The sequence below is a fragment of the Exiguobacterium sp. SH5S4 genome, from assembly GCF_004337045.1.
Taxonomy (GTDB): domain Bacteria; phylum Bacillota; class Bacilli; order Exiguobacteriales; family Exiguobacteriaceae; genus Exiguobacterium; species Exiguobacterium aurantiacum_A.
In genome coordinates this window covers 1-19,481 of record NZ_SJUQ01000041.1, presented here as the reverse complement: position 1 = coordinate 19,481, position 19,481 = coordinate 1, and the positions used below count along the sequence as shown (strand labels likewise).

At 51.0% G+C, this 19,481-nt stretch carries 16 protein-coding genes, 3 tRNA genes, 2 rRNA genes, 1 other RNA gene and 1 other annotated feature; of the genes, 5 read left to right on the top strand and 17 right to left on the bottom strand.

Annotated elements, in window-relative coordinates:
* From EVJ32_RS15350 to tadA, 7 genes are all read right to left on the bottom strand, one after another.
* Nucleotides 1-111, bottom strand: a 16S ribosomal RNA gene (locus EVJ32_RS15350); the annotation flags it as partial.
* Nucleotides 112-452: 341 nt separating this feature from the next.
* The gene (locus EVJ32_RS15345) at nt 453-677 is read right to left on the bottom strand and encodes a YaaL family protein (RefSeq protein WP_131459039.1); all 225 of its coding nucleotides are present in this window, start codon (nt 675-677) and stop codon (nt 453-455) included.
* Entirely contained in the window at nt 674-1,273 is a 600-nt protein-coding gene (gene recR, locus EVJ32_RS15340; RefSeq protein ID WP_070329500.1) for a recombination mediator RecR, read from the bottom strand. The genes EVJ32_RS15345 and recR overlap by 4 nt, the downstream gene beginning before the upstream one ends.
* A gap of 22 nt (nt 1,274-1,295) precedes the next feature.
* Nucleotides 1,296-1,613 (bottom strand): YbaB/EbfC family nucleoid-associated protein, encoded by a 318-nt coding sequence (locus EVJ32_RS15335; RefSeq protein ID WP_035386845.1) that lies wholly within the window; start codon nt 1,611-1,613, stop codon nt 1,296-1,298.
* 15 nt (nt 1,614-1,628) lie between these two features.
* Nucleotides 1,629-3,302: a DNA polymerase III subunit gamma/tau gene (gene dnaX, locus EVJ32_RS15330; RefSeq protein ID WP_131459038.1), complete on the bottom strand. Its 1,674-nt coding sequence runs from the start codon at nt 3,300-3,302 to the stop codon at nt 1,629-1,631.
* 94 nt (nt 3,303-3,396) lie between these two features.
* Nucleotides 3,397-3,665: signal recognition particle sRNA large type (gene ffs / locus EVJ32_RS15325), an RNA gene on the bottom strand.
* Nucleotides 3,666-3,718: 53 nt separating this feature from the next.
* Nucleotides 3,719-4,219: a tRNA adenosine(34) deaminase TadA gene (gene tadA / locus EVJ32_RS15320; protein ID WP_131459037.1), complete on the bottom strand. Its 501-nt coding sequence runs from the start codon at nt 4,217-4,219 to the stop codon at nt 3,719-3,721.
* 121 nt (nt 4,220-4,340) lie between these two features.
* Here tadA and EVJ32_RS15315 point away from each other — a divergent pair, with 121 nt between their 5' ends.
* The gene (locus EVJ32_RS15315) at nt 4,341-4,976 is read left to right on the top strand and encodes a deoxynucleoside kinase (protein ID WP_070329502.1); all 636 of its coding nucleotides are present in this window, start codon (nt 4,341-4,343) and stop codon (nt 4,974-4,976) included.
* Entirely contained in the window at nt 4,973-5,644 is a 672-nt protein-coding gene (locus EVJ32_RS15310; RefSeq protein WP_016510587.1) for a deoxynucleoside kinase, read from the top strand. Before EVJ32_RS15315 ends, EVJ32_RS15310 begins: the two co-directional genes overlap by 4 nt.
* Nucleotides 5,645-5,683: 39 nt before the next feature.
* Here the strand turns inward: EVJ32_RS15310 and EVJ32_RS15305 are convergent, their stop codons facing one another.
* The 8 genes from EVJ32_RS15305 to pdxS all read right to left on the bottom strand — a co-directional run bounded on the left by EVJ32_RS15305 (nt 5,684) and on the right by pdxS (nt 11,682).
* Complete coding sequence (locus tag EVJ32_RS15305; protein ID WP_131459036.1) at nt 5,684-6,682, bottom strand: hypothetical protein; 999 nt, start codon at nt 6,680-6,682, stop codon at nt 5,684-5,686.
* 164 nt (nt 6,683-6,846) lie between these two features.
* Nucleotides 6,847-6,936: transfer RNA gene (locus tag EVJ32_RS15300), tRNA-Ser, on the bottom strand.
* A 30-nt stretch (nt 6,937-6,966) separates the two neighbouring features.
* A tRNA-Ser gene (locus EVJ32_RS15295) sits at nt 6,967-7,057 on the bottom strand.
* 35 nt (nt 7,058-7,092) lie between these two features.
* Nucleotides 7,093-7,183, bottom strand: a tRNA-Ser gene (locus EVJ32_RS15290).
* A gap of 146 nt (nt 7,184-7,329) precedes the next feature.
* Nucleotides 7,330-8,613, bottom strand: coding sequence for a serine--tRNA ligase (serS, locus tag EVJ32_RS15285; protein ID WP_070329504.1), 1,284 nt, complete (start codon nt 8,611-8,613; stop codon nt 7,330-7,332).
* A gap of 52 nt (nt 8,614-8,665) precedes the next feature.
* Nucleotides 8,666-8,873 (bottom strand) — a binding site (T-box leader).
* Between the two features lie 18 nt (nt 8,874-8,891).
* Complete coding sequence (locus EVJ32_RS15280; protein ID WP_236637380.1) at nt 8,892-10,136, bottom strand: D-alanyl-D-alanine carboxypeptidase family protein; 1,245 nt, start codon at nt 10,134-10,136, stop codon at nt 8,892-8,894.
* A 75-nt stretch (nt 10,137-10,211) separates the two neighbouring features.
* The gene (gene pdxT, locus EVJ32_RS15275; protein ID WP_131459035.1) at nt 10,212-10,790 is read right to left on the bottom strand and encodes a pyridoxal 5'-phosphate synthase glutaminase subunit PdxT; all 579 of its coding nucleotides are present in this window, start codon (nt 10,788-10,790) and stop codon (nt 10,212-10,214) included.
* A gap of 1 nt (nt 10,791) precedes the next feature.
* Nucleotides 10,792-11,682: a pyridoxal 5'-phosphate synthase lyase subunit PdxS gene (gene pdxS, locus EVJ32_RS15270; RefSeq protein WP_070329506.1), complete on the bottom strand. Its 891-nt coding sequence runs from the start codon at nt 11,680-11,682 to the stop codon at nt 10,792-10,794.
* A 287-nt stretch (nt 11,683-11,969) separates the two neighbouring features.
* Here pdxS and pdxR point away from each other — a divergent pair, with 287 nt between their 5' ends.
* The 3 genes from pdxR to EVJ32_RS15255 all read left to right on the top strand — a co-directional run bounded on the left by pdxR (nt 11,970) and on the right by EVJ32_RS15255 (nt 17,601).
* Nucleotides 11,970-13,388 (top strand): MocR-like pyridoxine biosynthesis transcription factor PdxR, encoded by a 1,419-nt coding sequence (gene pdxR / locus EVJ32_RS15265; protein ID WP_131459034.1) that lies wholly within the window; start codon nt 11,970-11,972, stop codon nt 13,386-13,388.
* Nucleotides 13,369-14,019 carry a class A sortase gene (locus tag EVJ32_RS15260; protein ID WP_131459033.1) on the top strand — a complete coding sequence of 217 codons (651 nt, stop codon included), beginning with the start codon at nt 13,369-13,371 and terminating at the stop codon, nt 14,017-14,019. The genes pdxR and EVJ32_RS15260 overlap by 20 nt, the downstream gene beginning before the upstream one ends.
* A gap of 150 nt (nt 14,020-14,169) precedes the next feature.
* A complete protein-coding gene (locus tag EVJ32_RS15255; RefSeq protein ID WP_131459032.1) occupies nt 14,170-17,601 on the top strand; it encodes an alpha-amylase family glycosyl hydrolase in 3,432 nt (1,143 codons plus the stop codon).
* A gap of 46 nt (nt 17,602-17,647) precedes the next feature.
* Here EVJ32_RS15255 and guaB read toward each other — a convergent pair whose 3' ends face one another.
* Entirely contained in the window at nt 17,648-19,111 is a 1,464-nt protein-coding gene (guaB, locus tag EVJ32_RS15250; protein ID WP_070329510.1) for an IMP dehydrogenase, read from the bottom strand.
* A 251-nt stretch (nt 19,112-19,362) separates the two neighbouring features.
* A 5S ribosomal RNA gene (gene rrf, locus EVJ32_RS15245) occupies nt 19,363-19,478 on the bottom strand.
* Between the last annotated feature and the right edge of the window lie 3 nt (nt 19,479-19,481).

Here is a 19,481-nt window from a genome sequence, read left to right as displayed (position 1 = left end):
TCATTCCGTCGACTTCCCCCCGAAGGGTTCCGTCGATTTCCTGCGCTCGACTTGCATGTATTAGGCACGCCGCCAGCGTTCGTCCTGAGCCAGGATCAAACTCTCCAAAGAATTTGATATAGCTCTTAAAAATGACGAAGCTTGCGCTTCAATCAAAACTTGTAAAACTTTTTTGCCTCATCGTTCAGTTTTCAAAGTTCGTCTGCCGCACTTTGGCGACTTAGATATCTTAACAAGTTTCAACCAAATGGTCAATAACTTTTTTAAGATTATTTTTTTCATTCGCTCTCGGCGACGTCTATTAATATATCAATAAAACTTTAACTGTGCAATAGCTTTATCAAAAAAACTTTAAAAACAAGAAACATTCTTTGTTTTTTTATAGTCTGCGACGTTCCCCTCCCCAGTTCCTTCATTATATAGAGAAAAAAAGACGAGACTTTCGCCTCGTCTCAAGTTCGTAAATTAGAAAGGGACACTTGTCGTCGCTTTGCTTCCTTTAGATAAAAAAAGTATAGTGCTTCAGCCTGCTTCACTTGGGCAGCCAGTTCACCAGTGTCTTCAACGCTCACTTCAAGCATGTGGCGCTTCGCTTCGTACTTCGCCTTCGCATCTAAGAGTTCTCTTAGAAACCGTTGATCATAACTATCCCGCAAAGGTTTGCGAAACCACCTCATAGTTCTCGGCGACCTTCCATCGCTCGGGAGAGGGTTACTTCATCCGCATACTCTAAATCGCCCCCGACAGGAAGCCCGTGCGCCAGACGCGTCACTTTAATCCCGGTCGGTTTGAGCAGTCTCGATAGATACATCGACGTAGCTTCCCCTTCAATGTTCGGGTTGGTCGCCAAAATCACTTCACTGACCGCTTCGTTCTCTTGCAGACGCGTCAGCAAACTCGATACGTTAATATCTTCAGGTCCAATCCCTTCCATCGGGCTAATCGCCCCATGTAACACATGGTACTTCCCTCGATATTCCCGCATCTTCTCCATTGCAATGACGTCTCGTGAATCTTGCACGACACAGATGATCGTTTCATCTCGGTGCGAATCTTTACAGATCGCACACGGATCGACGTCCGTAATATGTCCACACACTGTACAGTATTTAATATCACGCTTCGCACTGACAAGCGCCTTGGCGAACGTCAATACATCGTCCTCTTCCATATCTAATACATGGAACGCTAGCCGAATGGCAGTTTTCGGACCAATTCCTGGCAACTTTGTAAAGCTTTCAATCAAGCGTCCGATTGCTTCAGGGTATTGCAACTCGCATCTTTCCTTTCTTCACTTAAAAACCTGGAAGGTTCATCCCTTGCGTAAAACGTCCCATCTTATCGTTGACGAGTTGGTCGGCTTGTTTCATCGCGTCATTAACAGCCGCTAGAACAAGGTCTTGCAACATATCGACGTCATCTGGGTCGACCGCTTCTTCCGCGATGATGATATCCATTACTTCTTTGTGGCCACTGACGATCACTTTGACCATCCCGCCTCCGGCTGTGCCTTCAACCGTCAAGTCTTTTAACTCTTCTTGCGCTTTCGCCATATCTTTTTGCATTTTCTGCATCTGCTTCATCATGTTGTTCATGTTTCCCATTCCACGCATATCGAGCGCCTCCTTTTAAACTTCTTCGATTTCAACGACATCTCCAAATCGTTCGACAGCTTGAACAATGAGCGGGTCTTCTTCGACCTTCTCTTCTTTATGGTCTGAACGTTCGGATTGTTTACGAAGGATGAATTCGTTTTTTAACTCGACCCAATCGCTCTCGAGCACGGCCATGATTTCTCGACGGATCCCCGTCACTTCGAACAACGCTTGCTCGATCACATCGCGGGTCCGGCCGTTCGAACTGACCTGCTCGTAGTGCCATGTCATCCCATCTTTAAATTGTACCAGTAAGGTGTCACTTGCACAAAGGACAGCTTCACTCTCATAGAACAGCGCGAAAATCGGGCCGTCCACCGTGCGGATGTTGACCATAATGTCTTCCCAACTATCACGGATCGCATTCAAATGCTGCCGCTCAGCCCGTTGCAACAACTGGCGGATCCGCTCTTTCGGAACACGAACTTGCGTCCGCTTCATCACTTTCGGTTTCTCGGCAGCGGTCTCTGTGACCGCTACCCCATTTTTCTTCACTTCATTCAACTCACGACTCAATTCACGTACTTGGTCTTGAAGTTGCTTCATTTGCTCGGTCATCGTTCGTCCTTGTTCGGCGATGCGAATGAACGTCAGCTCGACCAATACTTTCGGATGGTTGGATAAGCGCATTTGTTGCTGACACTCATTCAATTCTTCGATCACTTGAAACAGCTCGTCCGTCGAGGTCGTTTCCACGAATTGGCGGAACGTCTCGTTCGGACGGGCTCGCTCTAGTAAGTCTACCGCTTGTGGAGATGCTTTTAATAGAAGGGCATCACGGTGCACGAACACGAGATCTTCGATAAACCGTTTCAAGTCCTTCCCTTCACGCAACATCGTCTCAAGCGTCTTCAGAATTTGATCGAGTTGTCTCTGTTGCAATCCATAGGCCATATCAAGGAGAGCGTCATCTGTAACCGCACCCGTCACTTCGAGCACTGCCTCTTCCGTCAAACGGCCGTCACTAAACGCAAGCGCTTGGTCAAGCAGACTCAATGCATCACGCATCCCACCGTCAGCAGCACGGGCAATCAGTTTGAGCGCTTCTGGATCATAGTCATAATCTTGGTCGTTCAAAATGTAAGCCATTCGTGTCTGGAGTTGACCGACTTCATGCCGCTTCACATCGAAACGTTGGCAACGTGAGATGATGGTCGCCGGAATCTTATGGGGCTCCGTCGTCGCTAAAATGAAGATTGCATGGGGTGGGGGTTCTTCTAACGTTTTCAATAGCGCATTGAACGCCCCAGTCGAAAGCATATGCACTTCATCGATAATGTACACTTTATAACGCGCTTGCGAAGGCGGATACTTGACCTTGTCTCGAATTTCGCGGATCTCATCGACCCCGTTGTTTGAAGCGGCATCGATTTCGAATACGTCCGGGCTCGTCCCTTCCGTAATCGCCACACAGGTCGGGCACGTATTACACGGTTCCCTCGTCGGCGCCGTTTCGCAGTTGATTGCCTTCGCGATAATCTTCGCGAGGCTCGTCTTCCCCGTACCTCGCGGACCAGAGAATAAATAAGCGTGTGACATCCGTTCTTCGAGTAACGCATTTTGAATCGTGCGTGTGATGTGTATTTGACCGACTACCTCTTGGAATGACTGCGGACGATAGACCCGATACAATGCTTGATACGCCATGTCCCCGCCTCCTTTCATCGTTTCATCTTTTATTTCATCATACAAAAAAATCTACAACCCTGGGGCCGTAGATTAAAGTTATTAAATAAATCTGCCGCGCACCGATTTCTGAAAGCACGTCAATGTGCGTTACTCATGCAGTTTGCTCGGCCCAAGCACCCCTGCGGCACACGGTACGTCACCACTTAAGGCTGCTTCCTTCCGGACCTGACCTGGTTCATGGGTGACCGTTGCGCAGGACTCAGACGTCAACGCCACTTACACGAGGACGGGCCACACCAATGCACTCCCTCGAATCGGAATTCAGTCTCGCTATAGCGGATTGCGAGTTACAGGGCACCGCTACCTCCCCGCCTAGCACGGCAAATGGGTAAATGAAGTTAAGCACTTCTTCGAGTGCTATTACATTATACTGTTTAATCAGATGCGTTGCAACCTCTCTGTTCAAGCCGAGCCTGCTTCTTCCGTTCTCGAAGGCTGCGGAAGAAGGTTGTTAGTAGCTCTCCACATTCTTCTGCTAAAACGTTTTCGGTCACTTCGGCTTGATGGTTGAACCGATCGTCTTGAAGAAGGTTCATGAGTGTCCCGCAACATCCGCCTTTGGGATCGCGGGCACCAAACACGACACGCTTCACGCGCGAGAGGATGATCGCACCCGCGCACATCGGACAAGGCTCTAACGTCACGAACAGTTCACAGTCTTCAAGCCGCCAGTTACCGAGTACCGTATTCGCTGATTCAATCGCAATCATCTCGGCATGCGCCGCCGCCAATAAATCCGTTTCACGCCGGTTATAGCCGGTCGCGATCACGTCTTCTCCTTTAACGATGACACAACCGATCGGGACTTCCCCGATCGCTTCCGCCTTCTTTGCTTCGGCGATGGCGAGCCTCATAAATCGTTCATCTCGTTCCATATTAACACCCCGTTTCTTGTCACATAGTATGAAAAAAAATGAAAATCATTTCGCTCGCCCTATCTTCTTCATTGTGTGCTAGAATGGAACTTGCACTTTGGATAATGGAGGATGACATCATATGTTTATAACGGTAGAGGGACCGATTGGTGTCGGGAAAACGTCACTGGCCCATATCATCAGTCAGCACTTTTCAATGCAGATGCTGAATGAAATTGTAGAAGAAAACCCATTTCTCGGCAAGTTTTATGAAGATATCGAAGAATGGAGTTTCCAAACGGAAATGTTCTTCTTATGCAATCGATTCAAGCAATTAGACGATATCCACAAACACCACTTGAGCCAACAGCAATCCGTCGTTTCAGACTATCATATTTTCAAGAACTTGATTTTTGCCCACCGTTCGCTGAGACCAGCCCACTTGAACAAGTATGAGCAAATCTATAAGATTTTGACACATGATATGCCGAAACCCGATGTCGTCATTTACTTGCACGCCAGTATCGAGACGCTTATGAAACGTGTAGCGTTGCGTGGACGTGAAGTAGAAGAGAACATGTCTCGCGACTACCTCGAACAACTCGCTCGGGATTACGAAACGTTTGTCGAATCGTACCGTGCGACTCACCCCGAAGTAACGATTCTTTCGTTCAGCGGAGACGAACTTGATTTTGTCCAAAACCCGGACGATTTGACGCACGTTCTCACGACGATTGAACGCGAACTAGAATTGACTAAAGGAGCCCAACTAAAATGACCCTGAATGAAAAATATAACATTCCGAATGACACGATCATTACGATCGGTGGAATGGTCGGAATCGGTAAATCGACAATCACGAACTCGCTTGCCGACGCCCTCAATTTCCGCACTTCTCTCGAGAAAGTGGACACGAACCCATACCTCGATAAATTCTATCATGATTTTGAGCGTTGGAGCTTCCATCTTCAAATCTACTTCTTGGCAGAGCGGTTCAAAGAACAGAAGAAAATCTTCCAATACGGCGGCGGCTTCATTCAAGACCGTTCGATTTATGAAGATACAGGCATCTTCGCGAAGATGCACTATGAAAAAGGCACGATGTCGCCGACAGATTACGAGACGTACTCAAGCCTGTTCGAAGCGATGGTGCTCACGCCGTTCTTCCCGCACCCTGATCTACTGATCTATCTCGAAGGCTCATTCGAGCAAGTGCTCGACCGCATTCAGCTGCGTGGCCGTGAGATGGAACAACAAACACCGATCGCGTATTGGGAAGAAATGTACGCCCGCTACACGGAATGGATCAACAACTTCAACTTGTGCCCGGTACTTCGTCTATCAATTGAAGAATATGACTTGATTAACGATCCGGATTCAGTCGAACTCATTCTTGAAAAAATCGGGAAACAATTGACAGTCGCCCGTGAAGCAAAAGTAAGATAAAAAGATGATGCCCCGCTCAAAAGCGAGGCATCATCTTTTTTACGGCTGGGCAATCGGGCGTTTTCGATGTGTCGGTGTTTTCCAAGCCTTCCGGTATCCGTCAATCGCATCAAACACAGCCGCCAGAATCGTGATGGCCACGACCAATCCGAACACCCACCCGAACGAGAACACGTCGTTCGGGACATTTAGTTCGACCCAGTCGATAAAGCGCGGGTCGAACAAGCGCGACGAACCCGCCATCCAAATGATAAAGGCGGCTGAGGCCACGTTATAGATCAAATTGAACGAGGCGAGTGCATACGTCCAACGTCCTTTCACCCATTTCCAAACACCGAGGACGACTTGAAGCAAAATGACGGCTAAGAACAACCAGACCACTTCAAACAAGAACGATTGATTAAAAATCGGGACAATCATCGAAAAACCGTCCCCTGTCGACTCATAAATCCCGAGAAACCGCTCGGCGTTCAAATACACCCCGAACCAAACCGCCGTAAAGAACAATCCGAATCCGGCATCCAATTTACTGATCCGTCCCCCGCGGTCCCGATCACGCAATGTGGACACCTTCCAACTCATGTCAGGGGCGACCGCATCGCTCGGCGCGTAACGCTCAATCAAAAAGAAGACGAGTGTGATCCAAAAGACGAGTTGAATCCCAACGTCCCATAACGTGTCGAACAAATTCGTGAGAAAGATTCCGATTGTCGGCATGGCCGGTCCCGAGAATGTCGGGATGCTCGCCATGAGCAAACCGAAGAAGACTACAGCCATCACGATCGGGACGACGAGCTTGACCACATTGACATACATCGGGAAAAACTTAGGTCCAATCAAATACTGGCCGTCTTTATAACGCGCAGCAACGATGGCCGGATGTCCCATCTGTTCGAGCACGCGCTTCACTTCCGTCTCGGTCGGCTGATCCGGCAGCTTCGCTTCGATATCCTCCCTAGTAGCAACGGCAGCTTCGTCTCTCCGCTTCGGCGGGACATGCCTGACCACTTCATCGACATACGCTTCAATCCAGTCCATGACGCTCCTCTCCTTCCTAACGCGCCACCAGTCTCTACCTTATTAAGATTCCCGATTCAAGCCGAGATTAGCCGCTTTTCGCTGTTTCGCCACAAACAAAAAAAGCCGCAGACCGTAGTCTACGACAAAAAAAAACGCATCTGCCTGTGCAGACGCCTAAAAAGCGGAGTTGGTGGGATTCGAACCCACGCGAGCCTTACGACTCCTAACGGATTTCGAGTCCGTCCCCTTCAGCCGGGCTTGGGTACAACTCCAAGCTGAAAAAAGTGTAAAAAAAAAGAAAGTGGAAGAGGTGGTGGGATTCGAACCCACGCGGGCTGTTACACCCCTGACGGTTTTCAAGACCGTTCCCTTAAACCACTTGGGTACACCTCCACGATGTATGCAATTGTTGAGCCTCTAAATAAAAATGGAAGAGGTGGTGGGATTCGAACCCACGCGGGCTGTTACACCCCTGACGGTTTTCAAGACCGTTCCCTTAAACCACTTGGGTACACCTCCACGGCTCATATGCAGTTGACGAACAAACATCTCGCTCGACATGATTTATAGTACCAACTCAGCAAGCAGATGTCAAACCCTTTTGTAAAAAAACATTTAAAAAAAAGCCTATCCGGAATGATACGTTCGGATAGGCCATTCCTCGTTTAACGGGGAAGTTCAATTTTTTCAATTCCGCCCATGTATGGACGCAGCGCTTCTGGGATGACGACCGATCCATCGGCTTGTTGGAAGTTCTCTAAAATCGCGGCGACGGTCCGACCGACGGCAAGCCCTGAACCGTTGAGTGTATGCACGAACTCCGGTTTGGCATTCACATCACGACGGAAGCGGATCCCGGCACGACGCGCTTGGAAGTCCTCGAAGTTTGAGCAAGATGAGATCTCGCGATATACACCTTGAGCCGGCATCCATACTTCAATATCGTACTTCTTCGCTGCGGTGAAACCGAGGTCGGCTGTGCACATGCTGAGTACTTGATACGGAAGACCGAGGCGTTTCAACACTTCTTCCGCGTGTCCTGTCAACAACTCGAGTTGCTCGTAAGACTCTTCCGGTTTGACGAAGCGGACGAGCTCGACTTTGTTGAACTGATGCTGACGGATGAGACCGCGTGTGTCACGACCGGCAGATCCCGCTTCTGAACGGAAGCAAGCGCTGTAAGCTGTATACGTGATCGGCAAGTTCGCTTCAGCGATAATCTCATCACGGTGCATGTTCGTCACCGGTACTTCCGCTGTCGGGACGAGGAAGTAATTCGTGTCGGCCACTTTGAACGCATCTTCTTCAAATTTAGGCAACTGACCCGTCCCTGTCATCGCGTCACGGTTAACCATGTACGGCGGGAGCACTTCAGAATAGCCGTGCTCATCGGCATGCATATCCATCATGAAGTTGATCAACGCCCGTTCTAAGCGAGCACCTAATCCTTTATAGAAGACGAAACGGCTTCCCGTCACTTTACCGGCGCGTTCGACGTCGACAATTTTCAAGTCTTCCATCACGTCCCAATGCTGTTTCATCTCAAAATCGAACTCGGGCTTCGTTCCGACTTCGCGGATCGTGACGTTGTCGTCTTCTGTTTCACCGATCGGCGTTGATTCATGCGGGATGTTCGGGATGCTGAGGAGAATCATGTTCAACTCGGCTTCCACTTCACGCAATTCCTCGTCGAGCAACTTGATCTCATCACCAAGGCGGCGTGTTTCAAGGATCGGTGCTTCCGCGTCTTGCTTGTTGCGCTTGAGCTCAGCGATTTGTTTCGTCGCCTCATTTCGTTTTGCTTTCTTCACATCGACCTCGTTGATGAGGTCCCGGCGTTTCTCTTCTAACTCCGGGAAACGGTCGAGCGCACTCAAGTCTTCACCGCGTTGGGCGAGCTTGGTTTTAATCCCTTCAAAATCTTGACGTAATCGTTTGATGTCTAACATAACTAGTTCCTCCTTTTTTGCATAAAAAAGGTGGCACGCCCCTTTCCCGTAGGAAAGGGACGAACCACCTTGGATCCGCGTTGCCACCCTCGTTGCCTAAAACTAGGCCACTCGATGCACGTAACGTGTGCGTGACGTGACTTGTTTCCAAGTCAATGCTCCGAGGCCGATTCAGTTACGTCGTCCCACTAGTTTGCACCAACCACTAGCTCTCTGTAAGTAGATGACTGTAACGTACTTTTCCTCATCGTTGCATCTGTCATTGAATTAATCTTACTTTACAACATCTCGACTCTATCGACAAGACTCAGTTTTCCTAGGACGAGTCGAACCTCCTCTAAAAAGTCTGCGAAGGCCCGGCTCATCCGAGTCAAAAATGAAGCGGTCTCGACTGATTCGGCAGTCACAAGTGTTCCTGTCGGCGGACTCTCGCCGTCAAGATAGCGGACGCTCTCCGAAGGTTCAATCGTGACCGTCCCGACTTGTTGATCGACTGCGACCGGTGCTTTCGTGTCCGGAAGGTCATAGACTGGTTCAGGGACGGCTTGCCCTTTCTCGACGAGCACTTCGAACGCCGCTGTCGTCCGCGCAGCTACCGTTTCAACTTCTCCCTCGGCGACGAATACATTCTCCGGCACGATTTCTCCGGTCCGTAAAATCGGTGTCATGACAAAGTCGCGATAAGCGAACTCATGAAGTGCTTTCGTCGCCTCATAGCGCCCGTTGTCCGTCTCGGCCCCAAGGACGACGGAGAGTACGGTCCGACCATCTCGTGTCGATACGCCGATGAAGCAATAACCGGCGTCATCCGTCGTGCCCGTCTTAAAACCGAGCATCCCTGGATACGCCAAATCGCGGCCTGAAAGCATCCGATTCGTCGCTTCGAATCTGACGCCGTCAATATCGACATACGCTCGCTTCGTCACGTCGAGCACATCCGGAAATTTCGTCAAGTAGGCGAGCGCGAGCCTCATCAAATCATTGGCTGACGTCAAGTTTTCTCCTGGACGCCCTGCTGATACAGAATCTAGTCCCGAGACGTTCGCGAACGTCGTCTGGGTCATGCCGAGCTCGGTCGCCCGCTCGTTCATCTGTTGAACGAACGCGTCTTCCGACCCCGCCACCGCCTCGGACAGTGTCACCGCGGCCTCGTTCGCCGAGCGGATGAGCGCCACGTCATATAGTTCCTTGACTGTATACGGTTTATTGACGAGCGGGATGCGGGCGAGCCCTGGTTTACGCGTCAAGGCCAATGCCGCTTCACTCGGCGTCACTTCTTCGTTCCAACTCAGTTCTCCTGACTCGACTGCCTCCCGAACGAGGAAAGTGGTCATCAGCTTTGTAATCGACGCCGGTGGGAGCATCGCATCTTCATCTTTCGAAAAAAGAACCTGCCCGGTCGTCATATCGACGAGCATCGCACCGCTCGCTTCGACTTTAGGCGCTGCTGAAGCGTTCATCGGAGAAACAATAGTTATAAGGACAGCGCATATGAGCACCGATACAATCCATTTATCTTTCACAGTCTTGCCCCTTTCTGTACGTGTCTCGTTACAGTGTAGCAGAAAAAGACCCCCTAGTTACAGGGAGTCTTCGACTCATGCGAGTTGATGCTTCGTCGCCTCGACGATTTCTAAGAAGTAGCGGTGCATCGACAAGTCATCCGTCAGTTCTGGATGGAACGAACAGGCAACATATTTGTCGTAGCGTACTGCAACGATCGCTTCTTCGACCTCGGCGAGGACTTCAACGTTAGCGTCAACCGTTGCTACTTGCGGGGCCCGGATGAATACGGCTTCAACCGCGTCATCGATTCCTTTGACCGGTAAATCGACCTCGAAACTGTCGACTTGACGTCCGAACGCGTTGCGCTTGACGGTCATCGGGATTTTGCGAAGGTGGGCATCATACCCTTCCACTTCGGTCGCGAGTAAAATCAGTCCGGCACATGTGCCGAACATCGGCAACGATGTGTTCGCACGAAGCGGTTCGAGCAGGTCATAGCGGTCGAGCAGACGACGCATCGCCGTGCTCTCTCCGCCTGGCAAGACGAGTCCGTCGATGCGGTCCAAGTCATCGACCGAACGGACGACGAGCGTATCTGCACCGAGCGCCTCGAGCATGCGGACGTGTTCACGAATCGCACCTTGCATTCCGAGTACACCGATCGTCGTCATCTTACCAACCTCGCGGCGCCATGAGCTCTTCTGGTTTGAGCGTGCGGACGTCGAGTCCTTTCATCGCTTCGCCAAGACCTTTTGACAAGTGAGCGATTCGCTCGTAGTCGTCATGGTATGTCGTCGCTTCAACGATGGCACGGGCAAATTTCTCTGGGTTCTCTGCTTTGAAGATACCTGATCCGACGAAGACGCCGTCCGCACCGAGGTGCATCATGAGTGCCGCGTCTGCCGGCGTCGCGATACCACCTGCTGCGAAGTTGACGACCGGAAGACGGCCCGCTTCACGAATTTGCATGAGCACTTCGAACGGTGCACCAAGGTCGCGCGCTTCTGTCATCACTTCATCGATGCTCATTGAAAGCAAGCGTTTCACTTGTGCTTGGACAGTACGCATGTGACGAACCGCTTCGACGATGTTTCCTGTCCCTGGCTCACCTTTTGTCCGAATCATCGCTGCACCTTCACCGATGCGGCGTGAAGCTTCTCCGAGGTCACGCGCTCCGCAGACGAACGGCGCATTGTAATCACGCTTGTAAAGATGGAACTCTTCATCGGCCGGTGTCAACACTTCGCTCTCGTCGATGAAATCGACCCCCATCGATTCAAGGACACGGGCTTCGGCGATATGTCCGATGCGGCATTTCGCCATGACCGGTACAGATACCGCTCCCATGACATCTTCGATGATTGTCGGGTCTGCCATCCGGGCGACGCCACCCATTTTACGAATGTCTGATGGTACGCGCTCGAGCGCCATGACTGCCACGGCTCCTGCTGCTTCAGCAATCTTCGCCTGTTCAGCGTTGATGACGTCCATGATGACGCCACCTTTTTGCATTTCGGCCATTCCACGTTTGACTTTATCTGTCCCTACTTGTCTCTTTTCCATATAAATCGCCTCCATTAAGCTAGTCTACTTGCAAGTATAGATTGATTTGACTATATTGAAAGTGCCAGTTTTATATTTTTTAAAGTGGTCAGTTTTAAGAGAAGGGTTCATGCTCGTTTCCTCGAATCTTATTACGTATAAGGGAGGAATGTTTTATGGACCAATGGAACCCGCGAGATCAAGCGGAAAACCGTTCCTTTTACGGGAAGCCTGGACTGATTTCGTTCATTCTCGTCATCGGATTCGTGCTCTATGTTTTCTTCGGCTGACAGAAGAAAGGACAACTTATGGATATGCTCACATTCTCGCTCGAGCCCGAATCGAGCACCCCGCTTTATGAACAGCTCTATTTACACATCCGGCAAGCGATCGTCAATGACACGCTCATGACCGGGACGAAACTGCCGTCAAAACGGAAGCTCGGCCAATTTTTGGACGTCTCGCAAACGACGGTCGAGCTCGCTTACGCCCAGCTGCTTGCTGAAGGATATATCGAGTCGCTGCCACGGAAAGGGTTTTACGTCTTGCCGCAAGAAGAGCTGTACGTCAGGCGTGGCACCAGCACGATCGAACCGCTTCCGACGAAAAAAACATACACGTTCGACTTATACCCGAGTCAGATCGATACGACCGCATTCCCGTTCGAACGTTGGCGCCGTCACTTGAAACAAGTCGTCGCCGAGGAGAATCATGAACTGCTCGCACTCGGGTCGGTGCAAGGCGATCTCGTGCTCCGCCAAGAAATCGCCACGTACTTGTATCACTCCCGTGGCGTTCATTGTTCGCCCGAGCAGATCATCGTCGGTTCTGGGACCGAGCAATTGTTGCCTCAACTGCTCGACTTACTCACCGACGCGACGACGTTCGGGATTGAAGACCCGGGCTATCCGCTCACGCGACAGCTGTTCGAACACCAAAATCGAAGCTACGTCCCGCTCCCGGTCGACGACAGCGGGGTCCTTGTCGACCGACTCGAGGCAGAGGCAATCGATGCGGTTTATGTGACCCCGGCCCATCAGTTCCCGACCGGTACGATCCTGTCCGTCAGCCGTCGCCAGCGCCTCCTCAACTGGGCGTCCGAGCGGCAAACGTACATCATTGAAGATGATTACGATAGCGAGTTTCGTTACAGCGGCAAACCGATTCCTTCGTTGCAAAGCATGGACCAAAACGAACGTGTCGTTTATTTGAGCACGTTTTCGAAGTCGCTCATGCCTTCGCTCCGCATCGGTTACATGGTGCTTCCGCCCCCACTGTTAAACCGCTATCGGGAACGGTATCGCCATTTCACCTGCAGCGTGCCGCGTTTCGAGCAACATACGCTAACCGAGTTTATGGCGAGCGGCGATTTCGAGAAACATTTGAACCGGATGCGCAAAACATACCGCCGCAAACTTGAGACCGTGATCACTGCGTTCAAACCATACGAGCCGCTCGTCACAATCACTGGCGCCAGCGCTGGTCTCCACATCGTCCTCTCGGTCGATACAGCGCAAACTAGCGAGCAATTGAAGCAACTCGCTGAACAGTCAGGCATTCGTATCAAGGCGATGGCCGACTATCGTATCAATTCACGCGACACGAGACCGCAACTGCTGTTTGGTTTCGCCGCCCTGCCTGAAGCGACGTTACAAACGGCAATCGACCAGTTGATGGCCTGTTGGAATATCGGGAAGGGAGGGCCATATGGGAAAACCTCGCGATGAAACAATGATCAGACGCTCACGCTACGTCATCGGCATCGTCTGTTTGTTGATCGGTAGCCTCTTTTTGACCGAGTCATGGTGGAAAGACCGTGTCGCCACCTCGAACAGCAAACGTGTGACTGAAGCGATTCAACTCCAACAGCCGGATCGGGGCGAATTCGACTTCGAAACGGTCGAACCGTTATCGTGGGACGACTTGTTAAACGTGCGCAATCGATTTCATGATTTGCCGACAATCGGCATGATCACGATTCCAGATATCGATTTAGAATTACCAATTTTGTACGGTCTCGACAATGAGAATTTGGCGGTCGGGGCTGGGACGATGCGCGCTTCCCAACAGATGGGGCGTGGGAATTACGCACTAGCCGGTCATTACACCCAAAGTCCGACAGCCTTGTTCGGACCGCTCCATACGATCACGACGGGAACGATGATTTACGTGACCGATTTGACGAACACGTATCAATACCGGACGGATTCACTCGAGACCGTTCCCCCGACACGGGTCGATGTGCTTGACGAGACGACAGATGCGACCATTACCTTGATCACATGCACGTTCGATGCGACGGAACGATTAATCGTCAAGGGAGAGCTCGTGCAGACAACACCTTATATCTCTAACTGAGCGTCCTTCCACACGAAGGACGTTTTATTGTTTTTCAAAAAACATATTGTGAGCGCTTACATAATCGGCTAAACTATTTCTGGAACCGCTTGCACAAAATTGACAATCCGTTGCCCTGTAGACGACCTATTTTACGAAAGAGGTGCTCTCATGAAGAAGAACAATACGGCACGACGTACGACGACATTACTCTTATCTTCTGTCCTGCTCATTCAAGCTGGTGTCCCGGTGAACGTCTTGGCCGAACCGACGGCGGTGGCAGTCGATGGGAATAAAACCGATTGGACAGACGTCTCGGCGCTGGCGTCATCGGCAGATGTTGGTTGGCAAGGCTTCGATCTCGGCAATCTTTATCTTCAAAATGACAAAACGAACCTGTACTTCTATGTCGATGCGTTCAACGTCCCGAACTGGGGCGACAACGGCCAATACATAAACATCGCCCTCCAAGTGAACGATGAAGATTCTGGCGTCGCCACGAACCCGCTCGGTTACCCGTTCAACTTTAGTCAAACAGACAAAAAACCGCAGTATCACATTTTACTTCGTGTCGATGGAGACAAGTCTGTCAAAGAAGCCGCGCTCTATGAAGCTGGGAAGACGACCCCGCTCGCGAACTTGGCAAACTTGAACGGTGCTTCGTTCGCCCTCGACCGGACGACAGGATTCGAAGGGAAAATCCCGTTGTCGCTGCTCGGTTTGAAAAATGACGACACGGTCCGTGCTCTCACCGTCCTCAGCGGAAACAATGCCGGTGAACACGGTGCGTTCGATACGATTCCGAGCAACGAATCTAACAAACTAGCCGACAGCTGGAACGTCTCGGCCAACCCGTCGACTCAATCTGTGTACAGCCCGGCCTATACGCTCAGCGGCGTCGAGACGGTGATGCAGCTTGAAGTAACGAATGTCGACCCAGCGAATCAGTCTGAAGCTGCCGACGTATCTGCTCCCATCACCTGGACGTTCAATGAACCGGTGACGTTAGACGCCTCGAACGTCAGCTTGATAAGCGGAGAAACGGCTGTCCCGTTTACTGCTGAAGCAAACGGTTCGATCGTGACTGTCACGCCGACGAGCAAACTCGGACTCGGTCAGACGTACACGGCCACATTGCCAGCCGGAGCCGTCAAAGGTAACTTATCGACCACGACGCTACCCGCGCTGACGACTTCGTTCAAGACCGTCACGGAGCTGGCTGATCCATGGAAGACGCAGCGATACATCGAAATGCTGTACGTCCGTGCCGATCAAGACTATACCGATTGGAACTTGTGGACGTGGAGCACCGGTGTCAAAGATGGACAAGTGGATCCCTACAAAATTACGGAAGACGGCGCCATTTTCCGAATTCCAGTCGGGAAAGATGCGACGAACGTCGGATTTGTCATCCGTAAAGGAACCGATTGGGCGGTCAAGGACGCTTACGGTGAAGACCGTTACGTGAAACTCGGAAACGATCGTGTCACGAAAGTCGTCGTCGCGAGCGGCCAAGGCGTCTTCCATCAAGTACCAACCATTCAAGGACCGGTGTTCGAGGACGGGACCGTCACGTTCTTCTATCGGGACAAAGACTTGTACGAGGCAGGACAGCTCGATCAACTCGACCGTGTCGCCTTAAACGTAAATGGCGTGACCTATCCGATGACGTATGAGGACAAGAACGAATGGTACCGTCATACCGTCCGTCTTCCGGAAGGGACGCATGACTATACGTTCCTCGTCACGAAAGACGGCGTCACGACCGAAGTGACGGATCCCTATTTTGAAGCGTCAACCGTCGAATACCGTCGTCCGGCCGTCAAACTCACGTCTTCGATCGCACCGAAAGCGATCAGTTCGCGGGAGAATGCCGTCGTTCACGTCAAACCGACGTTACCAGAAGGCGTGACGCTTCGCGAACTCTATATCGATGCCCGCCCGCTTGGTGGACCGGCTAAACTTTCAATCGATCCGGCGCTCAATAAACAGACGATCGCGGTCAAAGATACGGTCAAGCCAGGCAACAAAACGTTGACGATCACAGCCGTGGATCAATATGGCAACGTCCATAAAACGACGGCTTCCGTAAACGTCCGACCGGTCACGATGAAAGACAAGCAAGCGTTTGACTGGGACGAAGCCCGGATCTACTTCATGTTGACGGACCGTTTCCACGATGGCGACAAGACGAACAATAATCCGAACGGTGAATATTATGACCAAGATCATCTCGAGTCGTATCACGGCGGCGATTTCGCCGGGATCACAAAAAAACTCGACTATCTCGACAAGCTCGGGATCAACACGATTTGGATCACCCCGATCGTCGATAATATCGATTGGGATCTCCGCTACGGTAAAGATGGCTCTCAATACGGCTATCACGGTTACTGGGCCAAAAACTTCGAGAAACTTGATGAACATCTCGGAGACATGCAGGCGTTCCATCGCCTGATCGATGCGGCCCACGCACGCGGCATCAAGATCATGGTCGACGTCGTCTTGAACCACCCAGGCTACGGAATGGAACCAGGCGCCGACAGCACAGGGGCGACGAATTTCCCTACGAACAAGGAACGTGATGCCTTTAAAGGCATGATTCGGGACACGCCTGTCGACGGGAACGATTTGAAAATGTCGCTCTCCGGCCTTCCTGACTTTAAGACAGAGGAAGCTGCCGTCCGTGAACAACTCGTCAAATGGCAGACTGACTGGATCAAGCGTTCGAAGACGAAACAAGGAAACACGATTGATTACTTCCGTGTCGATACGGTCAAGCATGTGGATGCGACGACGTGGAAATCGTTTAAGAATGAACTGACCGCGCTCAAGCCAGACTTTAAAATGATTGGTGAGCATTACGGGGCGAGTGTGAACAACACAGGCGGCTATCTCCGGAGCGGCCAGATGGATTCGTTGCTTGATTTCGACTTCAAGTACCAAGCGGAAAATTTCATCAACGGGAACATTGATGGGGTCGAGAGCGCTCTTCAATACCGGAATACCCAACTCTCGAACGAAGCGACACTCGGCCAGTTCCTCAGCAGCCACGATGAAGATGGCTTCCTCATCTCTCGTGCTCGCGGCGATGAAGGTAAGCATATGGTCGCAGCCTCGCTCCAAATGACGGCGAAAGGGCAACCGGTCATCTACTATGGAGAAGAGATCGGTCAATCTGGGAAACATACCTTAGACATGGACAAAGGCGAGTTTAACGAAAACCGTTACGACTTTGACTGGAAACGGGTGAACGGTGAAGGCAAAGACATGCACGCCCACTATCAAAAGTTGCTCAACATTCGGGCGGACTATTCAAAAGTCTTCAGCAAAGGAACACGTTCGGTCGTTGCCGGCGGTTCGAACACCGGTTATTCGATTTTTGAACGGGCTTACGGCAAAGAGTCTATTCTCATTGGATTGAACACGAAAGAGTCGGCTCAAACAGCGACGTTCGAAACAAAGCACAAACAGAACACAGTGCTCGTCGACCGCTATAGCGGACGGACGTACGTCGTCAAGCGCGATGGCAAGGTGACCGTGAACTTACCAGCGCAAGATCAAGGCGGTACGGTCATCCTCGTCTCTAAAGCTAAAAAATGATCAGCAAAAAGCCGTTGTCCCTTTTCAGGAGACAACGGCTTATTTGTTAACGTGAATAGTTTGGTGCTTCTTTTGTGATGTGCACATCGTGTGGGTGGCTTTCTTGCAGGCCGGCTCCAGTCATTCGAATGAACTGCGTATCTTCTCGCAATGCTCGAATGTCGGCAGCGCCGCAATAGCCCATTCCCGAACGGAGGCCACCAATGAGTTGATACACCGTATCGGCCAGCTCGCCTCGGTAAGCAACGCGTCCTTCAATGCCTTCTGGGACGAATTTTTTATCCGCTTCTTGGAAGTAACGGTCTTGACTGCCTCGCTTCATCGAAGCTTCCGACCCCATACCGCGATACGTCTTAAACTGACGACCTTGATAGATCTCCATCTCGCCTGGGCTCTCTTTTACGCCGGCGAGAAGGCTGCCGAGCATGACAGCGCTCGCGCCAGCAGCAATTGCCTTGACGATGTCGCCCGAGTACTTGATTCCACCGTCAGCGATGACCGTGACACCGTGCTCCCGCGCTTCTGTCACGCAGTCATAGACTGCCGTGATTTGAGGGACACCGACTCCGGCAACGACCCGTGTCGTACAAATCGAACCTGGTCCGATTCCGACTTTAATGACTGAGGCGCCGGCCTCGATCAAAGCACGTGTCGCTTCTGCCGTCGCCACGTTACCAGCGATGATTGGAAGTGTTGGGAACAAATCACGCAGTTCTTTCACTTTCTCGATGACACCAGCCGAGTGACCGTGTGCTGTATCGACAACGAGCGCATCCACGCCTGCATCGACAAGGATTTGAGCACGCGAAGCAGCGTCTTTTGTTACCCCGACAGCTGCCGCCACAAGAAGGCGCCCTTGTTTGTCTTTCGCAGCGTGAGGGAATTGCTCAACCTTCTCGATATCTTTCGTCGTGATCAAGCCCTTTAAAACGCCGGCATCGTCGACGAGTGGTAACTTCTCGATGCGGTGTTGGTGCAGAATCCGCTCTGCTTCTTCAAGAGAAGTTCCGACTTTTGCAGTGACAAGATTTTCTGTCGTCATGACGTCTTCGATCACAGTCGAGTAGTCTCTGATGAAGCGAAGGTCACGGTTAGTCAAAATACCGATTAATTTCCGTTCCTGTTCAGAATTGACGATTGGGACACCGGAAATGCGGTATTTACTCATTAAATACTCGGCATCATAAATTTGGCGCTCTGGTGTCAAATAAAATGGATTCGTAATGACTCCGTTCTCCGAACGTTTCACACGGTCGACATTCTCTGCTTGCATTTCCATCGACATGTTTTTGTGGATGACGCCAAGACCACCTTGACGCGCCATGGCGATCGCCATCGGTGCTTCCGTCACTGTGTCCATACCAGCGCTGATGACTGGAATGTTTAACTCAAGCCCTTCACATAGCTTCGTGCTCAGACTTACATCTCTTGGCAAGACGTTTGAAAACCGTGGTACGAGTAAGACGTCATCAAACGTTAATCCTTCTTTTGCAAACTTGTTTTCCCACATAAAAATCGATTGCCCCTTTCTCTATCGGACCCAAATCTTTGTTTCGAAATATTTCTGTAATGGTAACAGGTATGGCTCGAAAGTGCAATTCAATTCACGATGTTCAGAAAGTTCAGAATTGTGTTCATTCCTGTTGAATCCTTCTCAAATCATTCGGAAAATGTCCACGTTGTCGGAAGGCCAAGCCAATAATAATCGGTTTTAGAAATAGAAAAAGACGACCAAGCAGATGCTTGGTCGTCTTTCATATGGCCTGGCAACGTCCTATCCTCACAGGGGGAGACCCCCAACTACTTTCGGCGCTGAAGCGCTTAACTTCCGTGTTCGGCATGGGAACGGGTGTGGCCGCTTCGCTATCGCCACCAGACAA

What these genes read in the sequence shown, in the direction of transcription:
- tadA (WP_131459037.1), bottom strand. Translation starts at nt 4,219, where the DNA reads ATGGAACGAGATGAACGATTTATGAGGCTCGCCATCGCCGAAGCAAAG.
- pdxT (WP_131459035.1), bottom strand. Translation starts at nt 10,790, where the DNA reads ATGACGACGATCGGTGTACTCGGAATGCAAGGTGCGATTCGTGAACAC.
- EVJ32_RS15335 (WP_035386845.1), bottom strand. Translation starts at nt 1,613, where the DNA reads ATGCGTGGAATGGGAAACATGAACAACATGATGAAGCAGATGCAGAAA.
- EVJ32_RS15345 (WP_131459039.1), bottom strand. Translation starts at nt 677, where the DNA reads ATGAGGTGGTTTCGCAAACCTTTGCGGGATAGTTATGATCAACGGTTT.
- EVJ32_RS15315 (WP_070329502.1), top strand. Translation starts at nt 4,341, where the DNA reads ATGTTTATAACGGTAGAGGGACCGATTGGTGTCGGGAAAACGTCACTG.
- EVJ32_RS15260 (WP_131459033.1), top strand. Translation starts at nt 13,369, where the DNA reads ATGGGAAAACCTCGCGATGAAACAATGATCAGACGCTCACGCTACGTC.
- EVJ32_RS15310 (WP_016510587.1), top strand. Translation starts at nt 4,973, where the DNA reads ATGACCCTGAATGAAAAATATAACATTCCGAATGACACGATCATTACG.
- serS (WP_070329504.1), bottom strand. Translation starts at nt 8,613, where the DNA reads ATGTTAGACATCAAACGATTACGTCAAGATTTTGAAGGGATTAAAACC.
- EVJ32_RS15255 (WP_131459032.1), top strand. Translation starts at nt 14,170, where the DNA reads ATGAAGAAGAACAATACGGCACGACGTACGACGACATTACTCTTATCT.
- pdxS (WP_070329506.1), bottom strand. Translation starts at nt 11,682, where the DNA reads ATGGAAAAGAGACAAGTAGGGACAGATAAAGTCAAACGTGGAATGGCC.
- guaB (WP_070329510.1), bottom strand. Translation starts at nt 19,111, where the DNA reads ATGTGGGAAAACAAGTTTGCAAAAGAAGGATTAACGTTTGATGACGTC.
- dnaX (WP_131459038.1), bottom strand. Translation starts at nt 3,302, where the DNA reads ATGGCGTATCAAGCATTGTATCGGGTCTATCGTCCGCAGTCATTCCAA.
- pdxR (WP_131459034.1), top strand. Translation starts at nt 11,970, where the DNA reads ATGGATATGCTCACATTCTCGCTCGAGCCCGAATCGAGCACCCCGCTT.
- EVJ32_RS15305 (WP_131459036.1), bottom strand. Translation starts at nt 6,682, where the DNA reads ATGGACTGGATTGAAGCGTATGTCGATGAAGTGGTCAGGCATGTCCCG.